General features: G+C 71.5%; 12 protein-coding genes. 11 read left to right on the top strand and 1 reads right to left on the bottom strand.

Features of this window, described 5'->3' with window-relative positions:
• The first annotated feature begins 98 nt into the window (after positions 1-98).
• From map to ACODT0_RS14015, 11 genes are all read left to right on the top strand, one after another.
• A complete protein-coding gene (gene map, locus ACODT0_RS14065; RefSeq protein WP_057597054.1) occupies positions 99-923 on the top strand; it encodes a type I methionyl aminopeptidase in 825 nt (274 codons plus the stop codon).
• A gap of 31 nt (positions 924-954) precedes the next feature.
• A complete protein-coding gene (locus ACODT0_RS14060) occupies positions 955-3,561 on the top strand; it encodes a [protein-PII] uridylyltransferase (protein ID WP_057597055.1) in 2,607 nt (868 codons plus the stop codon).
• A 115-nt stretch (positions 3,562-3,676) separates the two neighbouring features.
• The gene (locus tag ACODT0_RS14055; protein ID WP_057597056.1) at positions 3,677-4,696 is read left to right on the top strand and encodes a sensor domain-containing diguanylate cyclase; all 1,020 of its coding nucleotides are present in this window, start codon (positions 3,677-3,679) and stop codon (positions 4,694-4,696) included.
• 4 nt (positions 4,697-4,700) lie between these two features.
• The gene (locus ACODT0_RS14050; protein ID WP_489041525.1) at positions 4,701-6,725 is read left to right on the top strand and encodes a sensor domain-containing diguanylate cyclase; all 2,025 of its coding nucleotides are present in this window, start codon (positions 4,701-4,703) and stop codon (positions 6,723-6,725) included.
• A gap of 327 nt (positions 6,726-7,052) precedes the next feature.
• Complete coding sequence (gene bcsD, locus ACODT0_RS14045) at positions 7,053-7,526, top strand: cellulose biosynthesis protein BcsD (protein WP_057597058.1); 474 nt, start codon at positions 7,053-7,055, stop codon at positions 7,524-7,526.
• Positions 7,523-8,098, top strand: a complete 576-nt coding sequence (locus ACODT0_RS14040) for a hypothetical protein (protein WP_479669917.1) — start codon at positions 7,523-7,525, stop codon at positions 8,096-8,098. The genes bcsD and ACODT0_RS14040 overlap by 4 nt, the downstream gene beginning before the upstream one ends.
• A gap of 2 nt (positions 8,099-8,100) precedes the next feature.
• Positions 8,101-8,928: a cellulose biosynthesis protein BcsQ gene (gene bcsQ, locus ACODT0_RS14035; protein ID WP_064262413.1), complete on the top strand. Its 828-nt coding sequence runs from the start codon at positions 8,101-8,103 to the stop codon at positions 8,926-8,928.
• Positions 8,925-11,156, top strand: a complete 2,232-nt coding sequence (gene bcsA, locus ACODT0_RS14030) for a UDP-forming cellulose synthase catalytic subunit (protein WP_082322219.1) — start codon at positions 8,925-8,927, stop codon at positions 11,154-11,156. The genes bcsQ and bcsA overlap by 4 nt, the downstream gene beginning before the upstream one ends.
• Positions 11,153-13,552 carry a cellulose biosynthesis cyclic di-GMP-binding regulatory protein BcsB gene (bcsB, locus tag ACODT0_RS14025; RefSeq protein ID WP_489041524.1) on the top strand — a complete coding sequence of 800 codons (2,400 nt, stop codon included), beginning with the start codon at positions 11,153-11,155 and terminating at the stop codon, positions 13,550-13,552. Before bcsA ends, bcsB begins: the two co-directional genes overlap by 4 nt.
• Before the next feature lie 29 nt (positions 13,553-13,581).
• Positions 13,582-14,835, top strand: a complete 1,254-nt coding sequence (gene bcsZ, locus ACODT0_RS14020) for a cellulose synthase complex periplasmic endoglucanase BcsZ (protein WP_489041523.1) — start codon at positions 13,582-13,584, stop codon at positions 14,833-14,835.
• The gene (locus tag ACODT0_RS14015) at positions 14,832-19,145 is read left to right on the top strand and encodes a cellulose biosynthesis protein BcsC (RefSeq protein ID WP_413763469.1); all 4,314 of its coding nucleotides are present in this window, start codon (positions 14,832-14,834) and stop codon (positions 19,143-19,145) included. Before bcsZ ends, ACODT0_RS14015 begins: the two co-directional genes overlap by 4 nt.
• A 73-nt stretch (positions 19,146-19,218) precedes the next feature.
• Here ACODT0_RS14015 and ACODT0_RS14010 read toward each other — a convergent pair whose 3' ends face one another.
• Entirely contained in the window at positions 19,219-20,526 is a 1,308-nt protein-coding gene (locus ACODT0_RS14010) for a putative bifunctional diguanylate cyclase/phosphodiesterase (RefSeq protein ID WP_296733540.1), read from the bottom strand.
• Between the last annotated feature and the right edge of the window lie 75 nt (positions 20,527-20,601).

Here is a 20,601-nt window from a genome sequence, read left to right as displayed (position 1 = left end):
GGACGCGAATTTTAGGTCATGGCGAAAGCCTCGCCCGGGCGGGCGGCCAGAGCCCGTTCGGGCGCTGATTTCTTCGCCCGGATGGGATAATTCCACGCATGAGCATTACCTACAAAGACGCCGCGGGCATCGCCGCCATGCGCGTCGCCTGCCGCCTCGCGTCCGAGGTGCTGGACTACCTCACGCCCTTCATCAAGCCCGGCATCACGACCAACGACGTCGACCGCCTGGCCGCCGAGTACATGGTCAAGCAGGGCACCACCTCGGCCACGGTGGGCTACATGGGCGCCAGCAGCGTGCCCTTCCCCAAGTCGCTGTGCACCTCGGTCAACCACGTGGTGTGCCACGGCATCCCGAACGACAAGCCCCTGAAGAAGGGCGACATCATGAATGTCGACGTCACCGTCATCAAGGACGGCTGGTTCGGCGACAACTCGCGCATGTACGTCGTGGGCGACGCCTCGATCGCGGCCAAGCGCCTGTGCCACATCACCTTCGAGGCCATGTGGCACGGCATCCTGCAGGTGCGCCCCGGTGCCCACCTGGGCGACGTCGGCCATGCGATCCAGAAGTTCGCCGAGGGCCAGGGCTTCTCGGTGGTGCGCGAGTTCTGCGGCCACGGCGTGGGCCAGCGCTTCCACGAGGAACCGCAGGTGCTGCACTACGGCCGCCCGGGCACCATGGAAGAACTCAAGCCCGGCATGATCTTCACCATCGAGCCGATGATCAACGCCGGCAAGCGCGACGTGAAGGAAGACTTCAAGGGCGGGCAGTACGACGGCTGGACCATCGTCACGCGCGACCACTCGCTCTCGGCCCAGTGGGAGCACACGGTGCTGGTCACCGAAACGGGCTACGAGGTGCTGACCCTGTCCGAGGGCAGCCCACCGCTGCCGTCGTTCGTGAGCGCCATCAAGACATGAGCCGCGCGGCCGGCCGCGCCACCCCACCGCCATGATCGAAGCCGCCCGACACGACGTCGCGACGCTGCGCGAAGCCTACCGCGCGAAGAAGCTCGCCCTTTTCGAGACCCTGCGCTTCGCGCGCGCGCCCACGCGCAGCGTGCACACGGTGCTGCGCCAGCTCGCGGCGCTGGCCGACGAGAACCTGCAGACGCTGTGGCAGGACGCCGATTTCGGCGACGGCCTGGCGCTGGTGGCGGTCGGCGGCTACGGGCGTGGCGAGCTGTTCCCCTACTCCGACGTCGACGTGCTGCTGCTGCTGCCGCCCGAGGGCGGCGAGCAGGCGGTCGAGCCGGCGCGGCTCGAGGCCTTCATCGGCCAGTGCTGGGACGCCGGCCTGGAGATCGGCTCGAGCGTGCGCACCATCGAGGAATGCCTGGCCGAGGCCGAGAAGGACGTCACGGTCCAGACCTCGCTGCTCGAGGCGCGGCTGATCGCGGGCGACAAGAAGCTGTTCGCCACCTTCCGCAAGCGCTTCGGCACGGTGATCGACCCGCAGGCCTTCTTCATCGCCAAGTCGCAGGAGATGCGGCACCGGCACCAGAAGTTCGACAACACGCCCTACGCGCTCGAACCCAACTGCAAGGAATCGCCGGGCGGCCTGCGCGACCTGCAGACCATCCTCTGGGTCGCCAAGGCCGCGGGCTTCGGCAGCCGCTGGGACGACCTGGCGCGCAACGGCCTGGCCACGCCCTTCGAGGCGCAGCAGATCAAGCGCAACGAGGCGCTGCTGTCGCTGATCCGCGCGCGGCTGCACGTGATCGCCAACCGGCGCGAGGACCGGCTGGTGTTCGACCTGCAGACCGCGGTGGCCGCGAGCTTCGGCTACGTGAGCGAATCGCAGCGCAAGTCGAGCGAGGCGCTGATGCGGCGCTACTACTGGGCCGCCAAGGCGGTCTCGCAGCTCAACCAGATCCTGCTGCTCAACATCTCGGAGCGGCTGCAGCCGATCGACGAGCAGCCGACGCCGATCAACGAGCGCTTCTTCGAGCGCGCCGGCCTGATCGAGATCGCGCGCGACGACCTCTACGAGAGCGAGCCGCACGCGATCCTCGAGACCTTCCTGCTCTACCAGAAGACCATCGGCGTGAAGGGCCTGTCGGCGCGCACGCTGCGCGCGCTCTACAACGCGCGCCACGTGATGGACAGCAAGTTCCGCAACGACCCGGCGAACCACGACACCTTCATGCGGATGCTGCAGCAGCCCTACGGCATCACGCATGCCTTCCGGCTGATGAACCAGACCTCGGTGCTGGGGCGCTACCTGCGCGTGTTCCGCAGCATCGTGGGACAGATGCAGCACGACCTGTTCCATGTCTACACGGTGGACCAGCACATCCTGATGGTGCTGCGCAACGTGCGGCGCTTCTTCATCGCCGAGCACGCCCACGAGTACCCGTTCTGCTCGCAGCTCGCGGCCGGCTGGGACAAGCCCTGGCTGCTGTACGTGGCCGCGCTGTTCCACGACATCGCCAAGGGCCGCGGCGGCGACCATTCCACGCTGGGCGCGCGCGACGTGGCGCGCTTCTGCAAGCAGCACGGCATCTCGCGCGAAGACTCGAAGCTGATCGAGTTCCTGGTCTCCGAGCACCTGGTGATGAGCCAGGTGGCGCAGAAGCAGGACCTGAGCGACCCCGAGGTGATCGGCGCCTTCGCGCGCCGCGTGGGCAACGAGCGCTACCTCACGGCGCTGTACCTGCTGACCGTGGCCGACATCCGCGGCACCTCGCCGCGCGTGTGGAATGCCTGGAAGGGCAAGCTGCTCGAGGACCTCTACCGCTACACCCTGCGCGCGCTCGGCGGGCGCATGCCCGATCCCGACACGGAGGTCGAGTCGCGCAAGCGCGAGGCGCTGGTGCAGCTCGCGCTGCATGCCCAGCGCTTCGAGGCGCACAAGGCGCTGTGGGACACGCTCGACGTCGGCTACTTCATGCGCCACGACGCCAGCGAGATCGCCTGGCACGCGATGCAGCTGTCGCGCTTCGTGCCGCCGAAGAACGTGCCGATCGACCCGGCCGCGCCGCCCGTGGTCCGCGCGCACCTGTCGCCGGTGGGCGAAGGGCTGCAGGTGGTGGTCTACACGCCCGACCAGCCCGACCTGTTCGCGCGCATCTGCGGCTACTTCGACCAGGCCTCGTTCAGCATCCTCGACGCCAAGGTCCACACCGCGAGCAACGGCTACGCGCTCGACACCTTCCAGGTGGTGACCACCTTCCTGCCCGACCACTACCGCGACCTGATCAACATGGTCGAGACCGGGCTCGCGCAGACCCTGACCGAGGCCGGCGCCCTGCCGCTGCCGAGCATGGGCCGGGTGTCGCGCCGGGTGCGCAGCTTCCCGATCAAGCCGCGCATCAGCCTGGTGCCCGACGAGAAGGCGCAGCGCTGGGTGCTCAGCATCTCGGCCAGCGACCGCGCCGGCCTGCTCTATTCGGTGGCGCGCGTGCTCGCGCGGCACCACCTGAACCTGCAGCTCGCCAAGGTCACGACCCTGGGCGAGCGGGTCGAAGACAGCTTTCTCATCAGCGGACCCGAATTGCAAGGCCAGCGCACGCAGGCCGCGATCGAGACCGAGCTGATGGAAGCCCTGGAGGCCTGAGTGGCCAGCCCGGCGGCCCGCTCCGCCGGGCCTCTTTCGCGACAAAAGTTCACAAATTCTTGTGAATTGAATACCAAATGTTTCTTTTTTCTGTCCAAACGGCAGAATGCACCCCATGGACACATTGCTGACCCAGCTTTCGAGTTCCGTATCGTCGGCCAGGACCCTCGAGGACCTGACCCGTCCCATGCTCGAGATGCTCGAGGCCGTGACCGGCCTGGAATCGACCTATCTCACGCGCATCGACCTGGAGCAGGGGCTCCAGCACATCCTGTACGCGCGCAACGCGCGCCAGTTGCAGATCCCCGAAGGCCTCGCCGTGCCCTGGGGCGACACCCTGTGCAAGCGCGCCCTCGACGAGGGCCGCGTCTACACCGACAACGTCGCCGAATGCTGGGGTGATTCCGATGCCGCGCGCCAGCTCGGCATCCAGACCTATGTGAGCACCCCGGTGCGCACCGACAGCGGCGGCCTCTACGGCACGCTGTGCGCGGCCAGCGGCGAGCGCCAGCCGCTGCCGGCCAACGCCACCAACGTACTGGGCCTGTTCGCGCGGCTGATCGGCCACCAGGTCGAGCGCGAGCAGCTGTTCCAGCGGCTCTCGGCGGCCAATGCCGAGCTCGCCACCCATGCCGCGACCGATGCGCTGACCGGCCTGCCGAACCGGCGCGCCTTCCTCGAGGGCCTGCGCCGCATGCTGGCCCAGGGCCAGCGCGACGGCACCGGCGTGCTGGTCGCCTTCGTCGACCTCGACGGCTTCAAGAAGATCAACGACCTGCACGGCCACGAGACCGGCGACGACTTCCTGGTGGAGATCGCGCGCCGGCTGCACGGCACGCTGCGCGCCGGCGACCTGCTGGCCCGCCTCGGCGGCGACGAGTTCGTGGTGGTCGGTCCGGGCCCCGCGCTCGCGGGCGGCGAATCGCCGGCCGCGGCCGAGGCGCTCGGCCAGCGCGTGGCGGCCGCCACGGTCGGCCACTTCCACCTCGGCGCGGTCGAGATCGGCTACGGCGGCGCCAGCGTGGGCGCGGTGGCGGTCGATCCGCGCTTCACCACGGCCGAGGAGGCACTGCGCCTGGCCGATGCCGCGATGTACCTCGAAAAGCGCGGGCGCAGCGGCCGACCGCACGGATGATCTGATGATCGGCCGGCCACGCGGGCGCCTCGAGCGCGTGTTCGGATCGCTCAAGGTCCGCCTCACGCTGGGCGGCATCGTGGCGCTGGCCCTGGGCATCGCGCTGAGCACCAGCGTGCTGCTGGGCATCGCCGAGCGCGACCTGCTCGCCGCGCAGCAGCGCCGCGAACTCGGCGAGTCGGCCCGCACCGCCGCCCTGCTCTCGCGCAGCGTGGTCCAGTTGCAGCGGGCGCTGCTGTCGGTCGCCGAATCGCTCGATGAGGCCACGCTCGACGACCCCGCGGCGCTGGCGCGCTTCATGGACAGCAAGCCGATCCTGCGCGGGCTCTTCACCGTGCTCTACATCGCGCGGCCCGACGGCGAAGTGCGCATCCTGGTAGATGCCGAGAACGGCGTCTCGCGCCCACCGCTGCCGCTGACCCAGCGCAACTACTTCCGCCGCACCCTGGCCGAGGGCCGGGCGATCGTCTCGGAGCCGCTGAACGGCCCGTTGTCGGGCGAGCCGATCGTGGTGTTCACCCAGCCGGCGCGCAACGCCTCGGGCATCTACGCGGTGTTCGGCGGCGTGCTGCGGCTGTCCAGCCGCGACCTGCTCGACGGCCTGGTCGACCCGCAGGCCGGCGACGACAACGCGCTGCTGGTCGTCACCACGCTCGACGGCCGCGTGCTCGCGCATCCGGACCGGCGCCGGATCATGGGCTCGCTCACCGACGAACCGCGCCTGGGGCAGGCCTTCAGGGCCTGGACCGCCGAGCACAGCCCGGCGGAACCCGCGGGCGTGGCGCTGCCGCAGCCCGGCGAGATCGCCAGCGCCGCCGGCGTGGCCGGGCCCGACTGGATGGTGTGGCGCACCCGGCCCCAGTCCGAACTGACCGCGCCCTTCGCCACCGCGCGCGCCCAGTCGCTGCGCTGGGCCGGCCTGATCGTCGCGCCGCTGGCGCTGGGGCTGCTCGCGCTGCTGTGGTGGGGCCTGCGGCCGCTGCGCCTGCTGGAGCGGCGCGCCCAGCACCTGTTCGACGGCAGCATGGGCGCGGCCGACGGCTGGCCGCGCGCCGGCGGCGAGATCGGCCAGCTCGGCAACGTGCTGCGGCGCGTGGGCATCCAGCGCGCCGAGCTCGAGCGGCTCAACGGCGAGAGCATCGCCAAGCTCGGCTCGGTGATGCGCGCGGCGCCGGTGGGCATCGCGCTGGTGCGCGACGGGCGCTTCGACCTCGCGAGCGACGAGCTCTGCCGGCTGCTGGGCTGCGCGCGCGAGGACCTGCTGGGCCGGCTGACCGGCAAGGTGCTGGTGCCGCCCGAGCCGGGCGAAACCCCGCTGGCCGCGCTCGAGGCACTGGCCTTCGGCGCCGACCAGGCCTACGTGGGCGAATGCCAGGTGCAGCGGCCCGACGGCAGCCGCTTCTGGGCCCGGCTGCGCAGCAAGCCGGTGGACGTGGCGCGCATGGAGCTCGGCACGATCTGGATCCTGACCGACATCGACCAGCAGCGCCGCATCCGCGCGGCGCTCGAATGGTCGGCCGCGCACGACAGCCTGACCGGGCTGGCCAACCGCCAGCGCTTCGAGGCCCATGCGCAACGGCTGATCGCGGGGCTGCCGGCCACCATGCCGGCCGCGATGGTCTTCATCGACCTCGACAACTTCAAGCGCGTGAACGACACCGGCGGCCACCTGACCGGCGACGCGATGCTGCGCGCGGCCGCCAGCGCCATCGCCTCGCGGGTGCGCGCGGGCGACCTGGCGGCGCGGCTGGGCGGCGACGAGTTCGTGCTGCTGCTCGAGCGCTGCCGCCATGCCGATGCGGTGCGCGTGGCCGAGGCCATCGTGGCCTCGATCGCCGAGATCGCGATGCCCTCGCTGCCCGCGGACCTGCGCATCGGCGCGAGCATCGGCGTGGCCAGCCTCACGCCGCAGACGCGCAGCGTCGATGCCTGGCTGCATGCCGCCGACGAAGCCTGCTATGCGGCCAAGACCGCGGGGCGCGGCGTGGTCCGGGCCGGCTCGGCGCCGGCCGAGCGCATGTCGGGCTGAAGCGGCAGAGTTTCGACATTTCTACCGATTCATCGCCAATCCGCCAGTCGAAGGGCGGGTTGCCGAGGCCACCGCGTCCGCCCCGCCCGCGCTTGCTGGGGAAACCCCGGATTCAGTGAATCCATTTGGCTGACGAATACGTAACACCAAAGTTACCAGCTCGATGCAAGGAGCCTGACCCGAAAGCAACGGTCATGGATCGCACTGAACGGAACAGGCCGAAACGCGACTGGATCGTCACGAATTCCCGACAATCAGCCGTGAACTAATACCAACTCAGTAAACGATTGTTGTCAATCGTTAACCATTCCCAGAGAATGCCCCAGCATGGAAGAAACAAACGGGGTCATCGATCACTTTGAACGCCGAGCCTGCAGCACGCAGTGGCTCGCATTCAACCGCGGCATGGCAGCCGAGCTCGCCGCCGGACTCCCGCCCGAGGATCTGCACCAGCTTTTCTTCCGCATCGGCGAGAACGTGGCGCGCACCTTTCCGGTGCCTCCCTGCGCGAGCCTGGCCGAACTCGAAGCCGAGTTCAATGCCCGCTGGGACGGCATCGACTGGGGCTACGGCACCCTGCGCGAAGAGGCCGACGGCCTGCGCATCCGCCATGCCTGCAGCCCGCTGGCCATGGCTTTCGGGCCCGAATCCACCGGCTGGAGCAGCGGCTTCCTCGAAGGCGTCTACCAGACCTGGTTCGCCGGCCAGCGCCTGCCGGCCTCGCTGCGGGTGCAGGCGCTGCCCTCCGCCGCCCAACCCGGCGCGGTGATCGAACTTCGATTGGCGAGGTCTTCCCCATGAGCAACGACGATCCATCCGCCGAAGACGTGGCCGGGCTGTTCCGCAAGTTCGGTGGCGACTCGCATGTCTACAAGGAATTCGCGCCACCCGAGCCGACCGATGGCGAAGGCCGTGCCGGCTGGCCGCTGCTGTCGGGCGCGCCGATCGAACGAGCGCCCGAACCACCGCCGGCTCCGGTGCAGCCGCCGCCCGCTCCTCCGGTGAAACCCGTGGTACAGGTCGCGCCCGTGCCGCCACCGGCGCCCGTCATGCCGCCGCCCGTGGCGGTCCGCCCCGCTCCGGCCCCGATCGTCGCACCCGCGCGGCCGGCCGCCCCGCTCGCGAGCCCGTTCGGCCCCGCGCCGGTCGTTCCGCCGCCCGCCCAGCCCGTGCCCGCCTGGGCCGCCGCGCGGCCGGCACCCGCCTTCGTTCCGGGGCCCGTCCCGGCCCATCCCTCCACCGCCACGCCGACACCTCCCGCCTCGGATGCACGGAGCCCGACCGAGCTGGACGCGCTGTTCGCGCGCCTGGCGGGACCGCAGCGCCCCGAGCCACCGCCGGGCCCCATGTCACGCTGGCGCCGGCCGACGTGACCATGGTCGTCATCCCCGTCATTTCATCCAAGGGCGGTGTTGGCAAGACCACCGTCGCCGCCAACCTGAGCACCGTGCTCGCCGAGCGCGGCCACCACGTCCTGGCGATCGACCTCGATCCGCAGAACGCGCTGCGCTTCCACCTCGCCAACGACCCGCACCAGTGCGTCGAGGGCCTGGCCGAGGTCGCGGCCGGCCAATTGACCTGGACCCAGGCGATGCGCCCCGGCCATGGCGGCACGGTGGTGCTGCCCTTCGGCACGGTCGACGACGAACGGCAGATCGAGCTCGAGCAGCAGCTCGCGCGCCATCCGGACTGGCTCGGCGACACGCTCGCGCGCTTCGCGCTGCCCGAGGACACGCTGGTGGTGCTCGACACGCCGCCCGGCCCCACGGTCTACATGCAGCAGGCGCTGCGCACAGCCAACTTCTGCGTGGTCACGGTGCTGGCCGATGCCGGCTCCTTCGCCACCCTGCCGATCATCGAGCGCATGGTCGACAAGTACTGCCGCCCGCGCGCCGACTACGGCGGCAGCGCTTACGTGGTGAACCAGGTGGCACCGAGCCGCCGGCTCAACCACGACGTGTTCGAGATGCTGCGCGCGCGCCTGCAGTCGGAACTGCTGGGCGTGCTGCACCAGGACGAATCGGTGTCCGAGGCACTCGCCTCGGCGCTGCCGGTGCACCGCTACGCGCCCCTGAGCCAGGCGGCGCAGGACCTCTCGGTGTGCGCCGACCGGCTGCTGGCGCGCATCGCCGCGGCCACCGCGAACCGCAACGCCCCCGCACAGCCCGCGGCCGACCCGGCCTGGCAGATGGAGCCCCGATGAACAGCAGCACGGCGCAGCCGGCCTCCGGGGCGGACTCCGCGCCGCCTCCCTCGCCCGATACCCCGCTGGGCGCCGACCGCCCGCCGCGGCCCGCGCCGGCCTTCCTGCGCCTGTGGCCGGTGCGGCTGGTGGGCTGGCTGATCCTGCTCACGACGGCACCCGCGCTGATCATCGCGCCCATGACCTTCGAGCAGCAGCTGGTGCTGTCGGTCGGCATCTTCCTGGCCGCGCTGTTCGTGAACCGTTTCCGCGGCCACTTCGCGGGCCTGGTGCTGATGCTGCTGTCGGTGATCGTCTCCTCGCGCTACACCTACTGGCGCATCACCGAGACGATGTACATGGACAACATCGTCGACCTGGTGCTGGGCGTCGGCCTGCTCATGGCCGAGCTCTACGCCTTCGTCGTGCTGCTGCTGGGCTACATCCAGACCGCCTGGCCGCTGGGCCGCAAGCCCTCGCCGCTGCCCGCGGACCCGGCCGAGTGGCCGACCATCGACCTGTTCATCCCGACCTACAACGAGCCGATGTCGGTGGTGCGCCCGACGGTGCTGGCCGCGCAGGCCATCGACTGGCCGCGCGACAAGATCAAGATCTACGTGCTCGACGACGGCCGGCGCCCCGAGTTCCGCGAGTTCTGCGATGCCGTGGGCGTGACCCACGTCACGCGCGACAACAACCGCCACGCCAAGGCCGGCAACATCAATGCCGCGCTCAAGAACACCAGCGCCGAGTTCGTCGCGATCTTCGACTGCGACCACATCCCCACGCGCTCGTTCATGCAGATCGCGATGGGCTGGTTCAACCGCGACGCGAAGCTGGCCATGGTCCAGCTGCCCCACTATTTCTTCTCGGCCGACCCCTTCGAGCGCAACCTCGACACCTTCGGCACGGTGCCCAACGAAGGCGAGCTGTTCTACGGCCTGATCCAGGACGGCAACGACCTCTGGAACGCCAGCTTCTTCTGCGGCTCCTGCGCCGTGCTGCGCCGCACGGCGGTCGAGGAAGTCGGCGGCATCGCGGTCGAGACCGTGACCGAGGACGCCCACACCGCGCTGAAGATGCACCGCCGCGGCTGGAACACCGCTTACCTCGCGCTGCCGCAGGCCGCGGGCCTGGCGACCGAGAGCCTGTCGGGCCACGTGGGCCAGCGCATCCGCTGGGCGCGCGGCATGGCGCAGATCTTCCGCGTCGACAACCCGCTGTTCGGCCGCGGGCTGCACTGGGCGCAGCGGCTGTGCTACCTCAACGCGATGCTGCACTTCCTGTACGGCCTGCCGCGGCTCATCTACCTGACGGCACCGCTGGCCTACCTGTACTTCGGCGCGAGCGTGATCCATGCCTCGGCCTCGATGATCTTCGCCTTCGCGCTGCCGCACATCCTGCACGCCAACCTGACCAACAGCCGGATCCAGGGGCGCTTCCGCTACCTGCTGTGGAACGAGGTCTACGAGGCGGTGCTGGCCTGGTACATCTTCCGGCCCACGCTGGTGGCGCTGATCAATCCCAAGCTCGGCAGCTTCAACGTGACGGCCAAGGGCGGCCTGATCCAGGAGCAGTACTTCGACACCTCGATCGCCAAGGCCAGCCTGGTGCTGCTGGCGCTGAACTTCATCGGCGTGGCGCTCGGCATCTGGCGCCTGACCTGGGTCGATCCGCAGAACATCGCCACCGTGTGGCTGAACCTGGCCTGGACCATCTACAACCTCATGATCCTCGGCGCCTGCGTGGCGGCGGCCAACGAGTCGCGCCAGGTGCGCGCCGCGCACCGCGTGACGCTCGACGTACCGGCGGCGCTGTACTTCGCCAACGGCCACTCGATGCGCTGCAACACCTTCGACTTCTCGACCGGCGGCCTGGGCCTGGAGCTGCCGACCGAGGTCAAGCTGGCGCCCGACGAACCGATCGAGGTGGCGCTGTTCCGCGGCGACGCGGAGTCGCGCTTCCCCGCCACCGTGCGCTTCAGCAACGGCAAGCGCCTGGGCCTTCGCTTCGCGCCGATGAGCTTCGCGCAGGAGCGCGCGCTGGTGCAGTGCACGACCGCGCGCGCCGACATCTGGGCCGCGCGCTGGGGCAACCATCCGCGCGTGGGCGTGCACCGCGTGCTGGCCCACCTGACGAGCATCAGCCTGGTCGGCTTCAAGGACATGTTCTCCCATTACTACCGGGCCGGCCTCTCGCGGCTGCGGCTGCCCAAGCGCTCCGTCGGAACGAAGAAGGAACCCGCGTGACGATCACTCCGAAAGCGCCGCGCCGCGGCGCCGCTCCCTCCTTCCGTCCGGCCGCCGGCGCCATGCTGGCCCTGCTGGCGCTGACCGCGGCCGGCACGGCCTCCACGCAGCAGCGTCCGGTCGCGCCTGCCGTCGTTCCCGCCACCGTTCCTTCGATCGCGCCCGCCGCCGTGCCCACGCTCGCGCTGCCGGCCCAGCAGCTGCCCGGCGCGGCCGCGGCGCCGGTGCCCGTGGCCAGCACGGCCGCGGCCGGCGGCACGGTGCGCGAGCTCAACCTCACGCAGCTGGGCATCGACTACGCGATCCAGCTGCGCGGCATCAGCGGCACCATCGGCATCCCGTTCAACATCCGCGCCGACGAGCTGGTGACCGCGGCCTCGTTCCGCCTCAACTATGCCTACTCGCCCTCGCTGATCCCCGAGCTGTCGCACCTGAAGGTGACGGTCAACGACGTGCTGGTCGCGACCCTGCCGGTGAACCGCGCCGACGGCGGCAAGCCGCAGACCGCCGACATCCCGATCGACCGGCGCCTGATCACCGAGTTCAACCGCATCAACGTCGAGCTGATCGGCCACTACACGCGCGACTGCGAGGACCCGGCCCACACCAGCCTGTGGGCGCGCATCGACGCCTCGAGCACGCTGCGCCTGAACGTGTCGCCGCTCAAGCTGACCAACGACCTGGCGACGCTGCCGCAGCCCTTCTTCGACCGCCGCGACGTGCGCCGCGCGCGCATTCCCTTCGTCTTCGGCAGCGCCGAGTCGGGCCCGCTGCTCGAGGCCGCGGGCGTGGTCTCGTCGTGGTTCGGCGCGCTCGCCGACTACCGCGGCGCCGTGTTCCCGGTCTCGCGCGGCCAGCTGCCCAGCGGCCACGCGGTGGTGTTCGCCACCCCCGAGACCAGCCTGCCCGGGCTGGTGCTGCCCTCGATCCAGGGCCCGGCGCTGGCCGTGGTCGACCATCCGCAGGACCCGACCGCCAAGCTGCTGCTGGTGATGGGCCGCGACGCCAACGAGCTGCGCACCGCCGCCGCCTCGCTGGCGCTCAACAGCCGCGCGCTGTCGGGCGCGACCAGCGCGATCGCCGCCTTCCAGGAGCCGCCGGCGCGCAAGCCCTACGACGCGCCGCGCTGGGTGCCCAGCGACCGGCCGCTGCAGTTCGGCGAGCTCACGACCGCGGCCGACCTGTCGGTGACCGGCTACAACCCCGACGTGGTGCGGGTCAACCTGCAGCTGCCGCCCGACCTGTTCACCTGGCGCAGCCGCGGCATCCCGCTCGACCTGCTCTACCGCTACACGCCGCGCGTGCGGCCCGACCAGTCGACGCTCAACGTCAACGTCAACGAGAACTTCATCGGCGCGATCCCGCTGCGCTCGGCCAACCCGGCCGGCGACCGCTGGTACAACCCGCTGGCCGTCAAGCTGATGCCCGACGGCACGCTGGCCGAGCGCAAGGAAGTGATCCTGCCGCCGCTGGCGCTGGGCCCGCGCAGCCAGCTGCGCCTGCACTACTACTTCGAGCCCGTGGCCGGCCGCTGCATCCCGCAGCTCGACAACGTGCGCGGCTCGATCGACCCGACCTCGAAGATCGACGTCTCGGGCTTCCCGCACTTCATCGCCATGCCCGAGCTCGCGGCCTACGCCAACGGCGGCTTCCCGTTCTCGCGCATGGCCGACCTGTCGGACACCGCGGTGATCCTGCCCGACCAGGCCGACACCTCCGACACCGAGACCTACCTCGGCCTGATGGGCCAGATCGGCCGCGCCACCGGCTACCCGGTGCTGCGCGTGAAGGTGGGCCGCTCGGCCGAGGTCTCGCAGTGGGCCGACAAGGACCTGCTGGTGATCGGCAGCCTGCAGAACCAGCCGCTGTTCACGCAGTGGGCCGAGCGCATGCCGCTCAAGCGCGCCGCGGCCGCCAACGGCAACGGCGACGGCTCGCCGCAGTTCAAGCTGTCGAGCTGGATCGACACCGCGATCGACTTCGTGATCGGCGCGCGCACCCGCGAGGACTTGCCGGGCTCGATGCAGATCGCGGTCAGCGACGACGGCCGCGACGCGGTGCTCGCGGGCTTCGAGTCGCCGCTGCGCAGCGGCCGCAGCGTGGTCGCCGCGATCTCCAACAGCACCTCGAAGGATGCGCTGCTCAACGCGCTGATGACGCCCGACCTGCTCAAGCGCGTGCAGGGCAGCATGGCCATCGTGCGCGACGCGCAGGTGCACAGCGTGCTCGGCAGCGACACCTACTACGTCGGCCGCCTGCCGCCGATCGCCTGGCTGCAGTGGAACCTCTCGCGCAGCCCGCTGCTGCTGGCGGCCCTGGTGGTGCTGCTGGCCGTGATCGGCGCCGCGGTGGCCTATGCCAGCCTGCAGATCCGCGCGCGTCGCCGCCTCAAGTGACGACCCGCGCCCCGGAGACCGACCCCACGATGACAGGTTTGAAGCCCACGCTTCCCCCTTCCGTTCCCGACCGGCAGCGCCGCTCGCTGTTCGCGGCCGTGGCTGCGTCCGCGCTGGCCTGGACCGGCACGCGCGCGGCCGCGCAGGCCGCACCGACCGCCCCTGCGACGCCACCCGCCGCGCCCATGCCCGCCACCTGCCACCCCGCCGCCGACTGGAACGCCTTCGTCGCGCGCCACGTCCAGCGCGACGGCCGCGTGATCGACTTCAACACGCCGCAGCAGCACTCGACCTCCGAGGGCCAGTCCTACGGCATGTTCTTCGCGCTGGTCCACAACGACCGCGAGCTGTTCGCGCGCGTGCTGGGCTGGGCCGAGACCAACCTCGCGAACGGCAGCGTCGCGAAGAACCTGCCGGCCTGGCAGTGGGGCCGCAAGCCCGGCGGCGGCTGGGGCGTGCTCGATCCGAATCCCGCCTCCGACGCCGACCTCTGGATCGCCTATGCGCTGATGGAGGCCGGCCGGCTCTGGAACGAACCGCGCTACGCGAGCATGGGCCGCAGCCTGCTGGCGCTGGTGGCGCGCGAGGAGGTGGTCTCGCTGTCGGGCTTCGGCCGCATGCTCCTGCCCTGGCCCAAGTCGGTGGCCAGCGGTTCGGTGTGGCGGCTCAACCCGAGCTACATGCCGCTGCAATTGCTGCGCTATTTCCAGCACGCCGATCCGCAGGGCCCCTGGGCCGCGGTGGCCGACAACACGGTGCGCCTGCTCGCGGCCACGGCGCCGCGCGGCTTCTCGCCCGACTGGTGCGCCTGGTCGGAGGACGCGCGCGCCTTCGTCGCCGACCCCGAGAAGGGCACGGTCGGCAGCTATGACGCGATCCGCGTCTACCTCTGGGCCGGCATGCTGGCCGAACAGTCGCCCGACCGCCGGGCGCTGCTGCAGGCCCTGGCGGGCCCGAAGCGCCTGCTGGCCGACCGGCAGCCGATCCCCGAGCTGGTCGACACCACCACCGGCACCGTGCGCGGCATGGGACCGCTGGGTTTCGCCGGCGCGCTGCTGCCCTACCTGAAGGCGCAGGACATGCCCGAGGCGCTGGCCACCGAGCTGGCGCGCCTGCCCAATTCGCGCGCCGACGGCCAGCCGTCGACCGCCCTGCTTCCCTACTACGAACAGATGCTGCTGCTCTTCGGCCAGGCCTGGTTCGACGGGCGCTACCAGTTCCTCCGGAACGGCCAGCTGCAAACCTCATGGAGACTGCTATGTCGACCCACCCGCACGGCATGACATCGCCGCGCCCGACCCGGTTGCGCCGCGCTCCGGCGGGCCTGCCCTCCGCGCGCTGGCTGGCCTGCCTGGGCCTGTTCGCCACGCTGGGCGCCGCCAATCCGGCGCACGCCCAGGCCGACGCCGCCACCGCGCTGATCGAACAGGGCAACTACTGGCAGTCGCAGGGTCGCGCCGACCTGGCCGAGGAAAGCTGGCGCAAGCTGCTCAGCGTGAATCCGCAGTCGGCCGACGCGATGTACGGCATGGCGCAGGTCGAGCTCTCGCGCGGCAACGCCGAGCCGGCGCGCAGCTGGATCGCGCGGCTGCGCGCCGCCGCGCCCAACGATCCGCGCCTGTCGCGCCTGCAGCAGCAGGCGCAGAACCCCGGCCAGGGCAGCCTGCTGCAGCGCGCCCGCGCGGCGGCGCGCGCCGGTCGCGCGGCCGAGGCGGTGCAGCTGTACCGCGACCAGTTCGACAACCGACCACCGCCCGAGGCGCTGGCGCTCGAGTACTACCAGACGCTCAGCAGCACGCCGCAAGGTGCCGACGAAGGCCGCCGCGGCATCGAGCAGCTGGTGCGCGAATACCCCGAGAACGCCAGCTACAAGCTCGCGCTCGCGCAGTTGCGCACCTACAGCGAGAGCACGCGGCGCGAAGGCATCCGCAGCCTGGCCGAGTTGTCGAAGCAGCCGACCGTGGGCGCGGCCGCGCGCGCGAGCTGGCGCCAGGCGCTGATCTGGCTCGACGCCCGCGCGCCCGACATGCCGCTGTACCGCGAGTTCCTCGCCAACAACCAGAACGACACGGCCGTGGCCGCGCGCCTCGAGGCGCTCGAAAGCGGCCGCACGACCGCGGCCTCCGGCCCGGGCGTGCCGCTCGGCGAGGGCTACCGCGCGCTCGACCGCGGCGACCCGGCGACCGCCGAGCAGCGCTTCCAGCAGGCGCTGCGCGCCAAGGCCGACGACAGCGAGGCACTCGGCGGCCTGGGCCTGGTGCGGCTGCGCCAGGAACGCTTCGCCGAGGCGCAGCAGTACCTCGAGCAGGCCGCGCGCGGCGGCAACACCAAGTGGAACTCGGCGCTGCAGAGCGCCACCTACTGGAACCTCGTGAACCAGGCGCGCGCCGCGCAGGGCCGCAACGACCTGCGCAGCGCGCAGTCGCTGCTCGAGCGCGCCGTGCGCATCGATGCGCGCGAGCCCGTGGGCCAGGTCGCGCTGGCCGACCTGCGCGCCGCCGCCGGCGAGCTGCCGCAGGCCGAGCAGGGCTACCGCCGCGTGCTCGAGAGCAAGCCCTCGGATGGCCAGGCCCTGCGCGGCCTGATCGCGGTGCTCGGCCGCCAGGGCCGCGCCGACGAAGCGCTCGAACTCTCACGCCGCCTCACGCCCGAGCAGGCGGCCCAGCTCGGCGGCCTGCGCGACATCCAGGTCGAGCAGGCGCGTGCCAAGGCGAAGCAGCAGGCCGATGCCGGCGACGGCGCCGGCGCGCAACGCACGCTCGAGGACGCCATGCTCGCCGCGCCCGACAGTCCGTGGGTGCGGCTGGATCTCGCCAACATCTACCGCCGCCAGGGCCTGGTGGCCGAGGCGCGCGGCGTGATGGAAGGCCTGCTGATGTCGCAGCCCGACATGCCCGACGCCCTGTTCGCGAGCGCCCTGCTGGCCTCCGAGACCGGCGATGCCGCCGCCGGCATGCAGTACCTCGAGCGCATCCCGGCCGGCTCGCGCACCCGCGAGATGGCCGCGCTGCAGCGCCGCCTCTGGGCGCAGTCGCAGGCGCAGCGCGCGCAGGCGCTCGCGCGCCAGGGCCAGGTCGATGCCGCGCGCCAGCTGCTGGGCCAGGCCGAGGCCTCGCTGAGCAGCGACATGCCGAGCGAGATCTTCGGCCAGCTCGCGGGCGCCTACGCCGACATCGGCGATGCGCCGCGCGCGCTCGCGATGAGCCGCCAGCTGCTCGCGCGCACGCCGACGCCGACCGTCGCCAACCGCCTGCTCTATGCATCGGTGCTGCTCAAGACGCGCCAGGACATCGAGCTGTCGGCCGTGCTGCGCCAGCTCGCGAGCACCAGCATGACCTCGTCCCAGCGCGCCGACTTCGATGCGCTGCGCATCGCCTACGCGCTGCGCCAGACCGACGCGCTGCGCGAGGCCGGCAACCTCGAGGCCGCCTACAACGCGATGGCGCCGGTGCTGGCCGAGCGGCCCGACGATCCGAAGGCGCTGGCCGCGCTCGCGCGGCTCTATTCGGCCGCGCGCGACGAAGCCCAGGCGCTGGCGCTCTACCAGCGCGTGCTGCAGCGCAGCCCGACCGACCTCGACACCTTGCTGGCCGCCGCCGCGAGCGCGAGCGCGCAGCGCAACCACGGCGATGCCGAGAGCTACGTGATGGCCGCGCTCAAGCAGGCGCCCGACGAATCGCGCGTGCTGACCGCGGCCGGCCGCGTCTACCGCAATGCCGGCGACAGCCGCAAGGCCGAGCAGTACCTGCGCGCCGCGGTCGAGGCCGACAGCCGGCTCGCTTCGGGCGGTGCCCCGGGCGCGCCTGGCGTGCCGGGCGGCCTGCCACCCGCGAACCCCTTCGCCGGCATGACCGGCGGCGCCGCGAGCACTGCGCTGCCGGTGCCCGCGGGCGCGGGCGGCAATCCCTTCGCCCAGGCGCGGATGCAGCCGGTGGCCTATGCGCCGGCCGCCACCGCGGGCGCCTACCCGGCGACCTATCCCGTGCAATATCCGGCCTATGCGGCCGCTCCGGCGAACGCGGGCTATCCGGTCGCGGCCGCGTCGGGCGCCACGCCCTGGCCGACGACGAACGCGCAACCCGCGGCCACCGCCAAGGGCCGCCGCACGGCCGGCACCACGGGCACCGCCGCGCCGGCTGCGAACACGCGCACCGCCGCGCGCGCGGCCAACACCCCCCAGGCCACGGCCTACATCGCGCCGCCGTTGCAGCAATACCCGGCGGCCGGCACGCAGACGCTGGCCCCGGTCTACGCCCAGGCACCGCAGCCCTATGTGCAGGGCGGCGGCCTGCTGCCGCTGCCTCGCCCGGGCTCGGCGCAGGTCGACGCCGGCTGGAATGCCGCGCCGCGCGCCCAGCCGCCGGCCGATTCGGCCGCGGCGGAGCTGCGCGAGCTCGAGGCCGCGCGCTCGGTCACCCTCACCGCGGGCACCGTGTTCCGCAACCGCGCGGGCGAAGCGGGCCTGAGCCGGCTGACCGACTTCGAGATTCCGTTCGAGGCCCGCTTCCCGGTCGGCGACGGCAAGATCGTCGTGGGCGTCACGCCCACCTTCCTCGATGCCGGCTCGCCCGCGGGCGACTGGGCCACCGCCAGCCGCTTCGGCGGCGGTCCCGGCTCGGCCTTCACCGGCCTGATGAACGGCACCACGGCCGGCCAGCAGAACGCCGCCGGCCTGGGCCTGAGCGTGGGCTACGAGGGCACGAACTTCGGCGCCAGCATCGGCACCACGCCGCTGGGCTTCCAGCAGGTCAACCTGATCGGCAACGTCTCCTTCAAGGGCGCCTTCGGCGACTCCTGGTCGTACAAGGCCGACCTGTCGCGCCGGCCGGTCACCGACAGCCTGCTGTCCTTCGCGGGCGCGAAGGACGAGCGCACCGGCGAGCGCTGGGGCGGCGTGGTCGCCACCGGCGCGCGCGGCGACATCGGCTACGACGACGGCACCTACGGCTTCTACGGCTATGGCGCGCTGCACGGCCTCACGGGCAAGAACGTGGCGAGCAACTCGCGCTTCGAGATCGGCGGCGGCAGCTACATCCACCTGCTGAGCGAGCCCGGCAACAAGCTCACGCTGGGGCTCAACCTCGGCATCATGGGCTACGAGAAGAACCTCAGCTACTACACCTTCGGCCATGGCGGCTACTTCAGCCCGCAGAGCTTCGTGAGCCTCGCGCTGCCGGTGGACTGGAGCGGGCGCAACAACCGGCTGTCGTGGCGCGTCAATGCCTCGCTGGGCGTGCAGGCCTTCAACCAGAAGGACACGCCCTACTTCCCGACCGACAGCAGCCGCAACGGCGATGCCGGCCGGGCCGCCGCCGGCGCGGCCGCCCTGGGCCTCACCAACGCGATCTACACCGGCCGCTACGCGAAGACCTCGAAGACCGGCCTGGCCTACAACCTCGCCGCAGTGCTCGAGTACCAGCTCGCGCCCAAGATGTTCCTGGGCGGCTCGATCGGCCTGAACAACGCGCAGGACTACCGGCAGTTCACCGGCAGCCTCTACCTGCGCTACGTGTTCGACGGCTCGAGCACGCTGGGCGTGCCCACGGGCACGACGCTGCGGCCGCTGGTGTCGCCCTACACGCCGCTGCTCTGAACGGCGAGGCGCCACGAAGAAAAACCGCGCGGCCCCGAGGGGGCTCGCGCGGTTTCCTGTTCGTTGGGCGCGCTCAGCCGCCCGAGGCCGGCGCCCCCGCCACGGGCAGCGCCTGCGCGTAATGCGGGAGCGGGGCCCACAGCGGCTCGCGCTCGAAGTCCTTCACCCATTGCGGAATGTCGCAGGCCGCCAGCGGCATCGAGATGCCATAGCCCTGGGCCAGCGCGCACCCCATCTCGAGCAGCGCCCCGCCGATCTCCAGCGTCTCCACGCCCTCGGCCACGGGCGTGCGGCCCAGCGCCTTGAGCAGCGCGAGGATGCCCTGCACGATCGCGCGGTCCTGCTCGCTTTCGAGCATGCCGCGGATGAAGGACTGGTCGATCTTGACCGAGGACACCGGCAGCTGGCGCAGGTAGGTCAGCGACGAATAGCCGGTGCCGAAGTCGTCGATGGCCACCGGCACGCCCAGGCCCTTGCAGGCCTCGACGAAGCGCGCCACGGTGGAGAACTTGCTGATCGCTGTGGTCTCGAGGATCTCGAGCTCGAGCGTGCCGGCGCCGAGCTTGGGAAACTGCGCCAGGTGCTGCGCGAGCCGGTCGACGAAGTCCCAGCGCATCATGTGGCGCGGGCTCACGTTCACGCTGATCGCGGTGCGCAGCCCGAGCGCGCGCCATTCGTAGGCCTGCCGCAGCGCCGCGCCGATCACCCAGTCGCCCATGCGCTCGGCGAGCTCGTCGCCCTCGGTGAGCGGCACGAACTGGCCGGGCTGCAACAGGCCGCGCTCGGGATGCTGCCAGCGGATCAGCGCCTCGACGCCCACCATCACGCCGCGCTGCATGTCGACCTTGGGCTGGTAGCAGAGGAAGAATTCGTCGCGCTCCAGGCCTTCCTGGATGCGCTGGCGCGCGCGCACCATCTGTTCGTCGGCATGGGCCTGCGGCGCGTCGAAGTAGTGCACCCGGCCGTCGCCCGCGCGCTTGGCGAAGAAGGCCGCGTGGCTGGCCTGGCGCAGCGCGAGTTCGGGCGGCGGACCGCTGGCATCGAGCAGCCGCGCGCCGAGGCTGGCCTCGAGGTTGACCGCATGGCCGCGCCACTCCCAGGGTTCGGCCAGCGCGGCCAGCATGCGTTCGAGCACCTGGTGGCACTGCGAATTGCCGATGCCCGCGAACACGGCCGCGAATTCGTCGCCGCCGACATGGGCCAGCAGGCCCTCGCGCGGCAGCTGGGCCTTGAGGCGGCGGCGCGCTTCTTCGAGCGCGGCGTTGCCGCCCGCCATGCCCAGGCGCTGGTTCACGTCGGCGAAACGGTCGAGGTCGATGAAGCAGACGATGGCCAGGCGCTTGCCCTCGCGGGCCCAGTCGGCCAGCAGGGGGCGCAGCACCTCATCGGGGGGAAGGCGTTTGAGTCCGGAATCCGGCAGGGCCATGGCGGGAGGTTGCTTGGTCGACAAAGGGCT

It is taken from the genome of Variovorax sp. FG153, assembly GCF_057809595.1.
Note: the sequence above shows the minus strand (reverse complement) of the source record. Positions and strands in the feature narration are given on the sequence as shown.

Excerpts from the sequence above, each read along its gene's own strand:
- map (WP_057597054.1), top strand. The coding sequence starts at position 99 with ATGAGCATTACCTACAAAGACGCCGCGGGCATCGCCGCCATGCGCGTC.
- ACODT0_RS14060 (WP_057597055.1), top strand. The coding sequence starts at position 955 with ATGATCGAAGCCGCCCGACACGACGTCGCGACGCTGCGCGAAGCCTAC.
- ACODT0_RS14055 (WP_057597056.1), top strand. The coding sequence starts at position 3,677 with ATGGACACATTGCTGACCCAGCTTTCGAGTTCCGTATCGTCGGCCAGG.
- ACODT0_RS14050 (WP_489041525.1), top strand. The coding sequence starts at position 4,701 with ATGATCGGCCGGCCACGCGGGCGCCTCGAGCGCGTGTTCGGATCGCTC.
- bcsD (WP_057597058.1), top strand. The coding sequence starts at position 7,053 with ATGGAAGAAACAAACGGGGTCATCGATCACTTTGAACGCCGAGCCTGC.
- ACODT0_RS14040 (WP_479669917.1), top strand. The coding sequence starts at position 7,523 with ATGAGCAACGACGATCCATCCGCCGAAGACGTGGCCGGGCTGTTCCGC.
- bcsQ (WP_064262413.1), top strand. The coding sequence starts at position 8,101 with ATGGTCGTCATCCCCGTCATTTCATCCAAGGGCGGTGTTGGCAAGACC.
- bcsA (WP_082322219.1), top strand. The coding sequence starts at position 8,925 with ATGAACAGCAGCACGGCGCAGCCGGCCTCCGGGGCGGACTCCGCGCCG.
- bcsZ (WP_489041523.1), top strand. The coding sequence starts at position 13,582 with ATGACAGGTTTGAAGCCCACGCTTCCCCCTTCCGTTCCCGACCGGCAG.
- ACODT0_RS14015 (WP_413763469.1), top strand. The coding sequence starts at position 14,832 with ATGACATCGCCGCGCCCGACCCGGTTGCGCCGCGCTCCGGCGGGCCTG.